The sequence below is a fragment of the Plantactinospora endophytica genome (assembly GCF_016862915.1).
Taxonomy (GTDB): domain Bacteria; phylum Actinomycetota; class Actinomycetes; order Mycobacteriales; family Micromonosporaceae; genus Plantactinospora; species Plantactinospora endophytica.
In genome coordinates, this window is sequence record NZ_BONW01000069.1 from 1 (window position 1) to 4,115 (window position 4,115).

General features: G+C 67.0%; 5 protein-coding genes. All 5 read right to left on the minus strand.

Going from position 1 to position 4,115, the window contains the following annotated elements; genetic code table 11:
- Positions 1-42: 42 nt before the first annotated feature.
- The gene (locus Pen02_RS41280; RefSeq protein ID WP_203871664.1) at positions 43-480 is read right to left on the minus strand and encodes a hypothetical protein; all 438 of its coding nucleotides are present in this window, start codon (positions 478-480) and stop codon (positions 43-45) included.
- Between the two features lie 33 nt (positions 481-513).
- Positions 514-1,419 (minus strand): hypothetical protein, encoded by a 906-nt coding sequence (locus tag Pen02_RS41285; RefSeq protein ID WP_203871665.1) that lies wholly within the window; start codon positions 1,417-1,419, stop codon positions 514-516.
- 237 nt (positions 1,420-1,656) lie between these two features.
- Complete coding sequence (locus tag Pen02_RS41290) at positions 1,657-2,016, minus strand: hypothetical protein (RefSeq protein ID WP_203871666.1); 360 nt, start codon at positions 2,014-2,016, stop codon at positions 1,657-1,659.
- A gap of 313 nt (positions 2,017-2,329) precedes the next feature.
- Entirely contained in the window at positions 2,330-2,995 is a 666-nt protein-coding gene (locus tag Pen02_RS42405; protein WP_239142045.1) for a hypothetical protein, read from the minus strand.
- 109 nt (positions 2,996-3,104) lie between these two features.
- Positions 3,105-3,779: a tyrosine-type recombinase/integrase gene (locus Pen02_RS41300; RefSeq protein WP_203871667.1), complete on the minus strand. Its 675-nt coding sequence runs from the start codon at positions 3,777-3,779 to the stop codon at positions 3,105-3,107.
- Positions 3,780-4,115: the final 336 nt, after the last annotated feature.

Genomic DNA, 4,115 nt, shown 5'->3' on the forward strand with positions numbered 1-4,115 from the left:
TTGAGGATGCTCGGCCAAGGCGGACACCGCCACTGGGGCCGATCATTGAATGACTACCGCTATCCAAATAAGCGGAGCGACGACCGCGGCCAGCGCGGCCATGATGCTGACGACAAGGGAGACGCGCCCGCCCCGGTACCTGTGCCAGATGAAAACCGCAGCCGCAGAGAATCCCAGCGCCGTCACTAGAACCGGCGGCATCGAGAACGCGACAGCAAGCCCGGTCATGGCCTCCGGTCCGCTGCGGTCGTTGACGAGCATGACGATGAGCGTTCCGGCCGCGAGCCAGCCCGCCACGGCGAGAGAACTTGTCACACCGAGACCGGCTTCCGCCAGCGGATGCTCGCCCCGGCTGGACCTGCGCAGCGCCGGTGTCCCATTGGCCTTAGGCAACGACATGGGTGCCGGCTGGAGGTCCGACGCGCGGTCCTCGTAGGAGCCCGACCTGAGCGTGATGGGGTCCAGACCTTCGTCGGTCACACGACCATGTTCGGTGAGACCCAGGGACCGCTGTCAACCCCTCGTTGGATCAGCGGTAGGCCGTCTGGCGCTCGCTCGTCGGCTATGACCCCGCCCAGCGGCGGCAGAGACGGGCGCCCGATCAGCGGCAGATCCGGATAGCTGATCTTGGCTGTCTTGGCCGGTCGAGTGGTTGACGTTTGCCGGCGTCCCGGCCGTTCTCACGTAGCCCGGCGCCTGCCATGCTGCGCGGACGTACGAAGTGCACTCTTCGGAGTCGGAGGCGATCGTGCTAGTCGAACCAGACGACCAGACGTACCCCGTCATCGCCGAAGCGCTGTCCGAGGGGGCGTACATCACATTGAAGAGGTGTTCCCAGCCGGTTCCGGGTCCGATGACGTCCTGCCGCGTCCATGAGTCGTACTGGAATCTGGCGTCGGCGGTTGCCCAGCATCCCGGCGATGCGTCGGCCGGGGTGCTGCCGACCGGCGGAACGCCGTACGCCTCGACGACGTCGTTCGGCCACTCGTCGCCTATCCGGATACGTCGGCGAAGGCCGTGCCACTCGGGGTTCCCGGCCGGCCACCGGTCGTACTCGGGATGATCTACCCGTGGCCTCTCCTGGATCTCCAACACGCCGCGGCCAGGCGCGGGATCCGACAGGTCGAGGTCACGAAGTTCGGCCCAGGAAACCCAGGTCGCGCCATGGATAGCGCCGTCGAGCCGGGACCACTTCTCGTAATCGTCCCGCACTGTGGCCGACACGTCGGGCGGCAGACCGCGGTCGGCCGCGGCCGGCTTCCAGGAGAGCCAGTTCCGCACCCCGAACAGGCAACCAAGCGCCGCGTAGTCCATACCGTCATGCAGGGGAGCCAGATCCATCGAACAGATCCATGACGCCGCACTGTCGTAAGGATAAGGGTGACGGACCTCGAGAAAGCCGTAGATGTCGGTCGGCACCGCAGCACGGTACCTGCCCTGGGGCGTCATCCCGCTGCGGCCCCTGGCCGGGCCCCCGACCTCGAACCACGGCTGCGGAAACTCGGTCGCCGCGGGACCCTGGCGCTCCAACAACGGCAGATCAGGGCGCCGAGAGTCCCCACCATGAGGTACATCTGGTGACGGTCATCCGTCTCAAAGCAGAGGCGTGACGGGCGGTGATCTCGATGTCGTGCAGGCCGGACGCAGCGTAGAGCGTTACCTCTCGGATTTGGCTGCCGGATCGGCGTTCGGAAGCACGTCCCGGAGCAGCATGCCCCGCAACACTCCGGCCTGGCCGAGGCGGTCCAGCCCATGCCCTCCAAGGATCACCCGCTGCAGTTCCATCAAGGGCAGTATCGAACTCCAGGACAGTCCGAGCCCGACGACCATCGAGCCGAACGGGAACGCGAACAGGACGACCAGTCCGACTCCCCGAACGTCCAGGGCAACGCCTCCGATGGCTAGGCCCATCAACACAGGCGCCAGCAGTACCAGCCGCAGACCCCACACCGCCCGCTGGTAGGCCGGCTCTGCCCGCACCCGTTGCCGCGCCGCGTATGGCACTGTCATCGCCATCTGATCCGACGCCTCCTGACCGTACCCGCGCGAGGACTCTCACGATCGCTCACGTCGTCAATGATCAGCGCCGAGGCCCCCGGGACGCAGAGCGACCACGTCGCGATCGCACCCGGCAACAGGTTCCTCCACCGCCACCCCACATAGGACCGGGATCACCGCACTGACGCCAGAGCCCCCAATCGAACAGTTCCCGACGCCCTCACCGCGTGGCAACCGGCACCTTCCCCACGCGCTATCCGCGGCAGAAGCGGATGCCGACATGTGACGATGTCAGCACTGCGCAAGCCGAACCCGCCCCATGGACGGTCCGCTAACCCTCCGGCGAGTCCCATGGCGCAGTGATCGTGAAACTGTGGTCGACTGCCCTCACCAAGGCGGGCCCTTGCCGGCCCAGGCTGGCCCGTTCAGCCCATCTGGCCAACGCGTCCAGGAAGCCGACGAGGTCACGCTGCACGCCCAACAGCAGATGCGGCAACGCATGACGCGGGAGATCGACATAAAGCCCGGCCGAGCGGCCGCGATGACGGTCCGGGCCGCCGTCCTGCCACACCCGCAGGTCCTCACCAACCGCCTCGATCTCAGGCGCCGGGTCGTGACCCAGCCATGGCGAGCCGCCAGCAAGGGCCTGCGCCCAGTCCCGCCAGTCTTCCAATCCGGCGCAACAGCCCGGCACCACGACCTTTCCGGTAATGGGGTCACCCACCTGCAGGCCGCCGGCGATGATTAGTAGTTCCTCGGCGAGCAGGGCATCCACGACCTCATCGCGGCCGGCAGGAGGCAGCACCTCGATCCGAGCAGCCAGAGCGGCCACGAACAGCCCGAGTTCCTCATCGGGGCAGTCGGCGCTGAGGGGCAGCCAGGACCACGGTGCGGTCTGGGCCACCGGCCATGGCGGCGTCGAGCCGTTGTTCAACGCGGGGACTTCAACGACCGCCTGCATCGTGATCACGGCGCTATTGAACTCGATGTTGCCCACGCAAACATCCGAATATCTCGCCCACCCACATCTGGCGCGACACGTGCCGACTCCACGAGTGTAGTGACTACACGATGCACTTATCTCGGCAGATTCGCTTGTGTGGTCGCTATGTTCCGGAGGCCATGTAGGCGGCGAGGATGTAGTTCGGGTGGCGGTCGAGGTTCTTGCGGGCGCGGTCGTAGCGCATCGTGGTGCGGGGATCAGCGTGACGGGCGGCGATCTGTACGTCGCGCAAGCTGACGCCGGCGTCGAGCATCGTGGTAACGAAGGTGTGGCGCAGCATGTGCGGGTGCATCCTCGGCATCCGGATCCCGGCGTTGGCGGCCAGGTGCTTGAGTCGGCGGGTGGCGGCGTGGCGGTCCATCCTGGCGCCGAGGGTATTGCGCAGGATCGGGCCGTCGAGGCGGCCGTCGACCGCCCGGTCCACGGCCCTGGCCACCGCGGGTGGTAGCGGGACGAGGACGACTTTGCCGCCCTTGCCGCGTACCCGTAGGACTCGGTGGCCGTGTTCCTCTCCGATGTCGCTGATGTTCGAGCCGCAGGCTTCGAAGATCCGCAGCCCGAGCAGGCCGAGCATGGCGATCAGCGCGAAGTCGTTCGGGTTGTCGGACTGGCGTGCGGTGGTGATCAGTGCTTCGAACTGGAGGTGACCGAGCCCGAGGGTGGGTGATTCGGGTGGGACGACCGGTCTGCGGACGTAGTCGGCCGGTGAGTGCGGCAGGATGTCGTCGATGACGCAGACGCGGTAGAAGCCGATCACCACCGACAGGCGGCGGGACACGGTCGAGGGCTGGAACCGCCGTTCACCACCGACAGGCGGCGGGACACGGTCGAGGGCTGGAACCGCCGTACGTCCTGAAGCCAGCGCACGTACCGTTCGATGTCGACGCGCGCGGCCGACAGTGGATCCAAATCTTGGTCGGTGCACCAGGTGAGGAAGACGCGTAGGTCGGAGTCGGTGTGCGACCGCGTGTCACCTCGGTACCGGCCGAGGTAGGCGGACCCGCCGCACAGAGAACGCGGCGATCAGGAGAGACAGCACCGGGACCGGAAGCGGGAGAGGTAGTCATACCTCACGGTGCGTCACCGGCCACAATCAGTGCCAGCACCCGCCAGG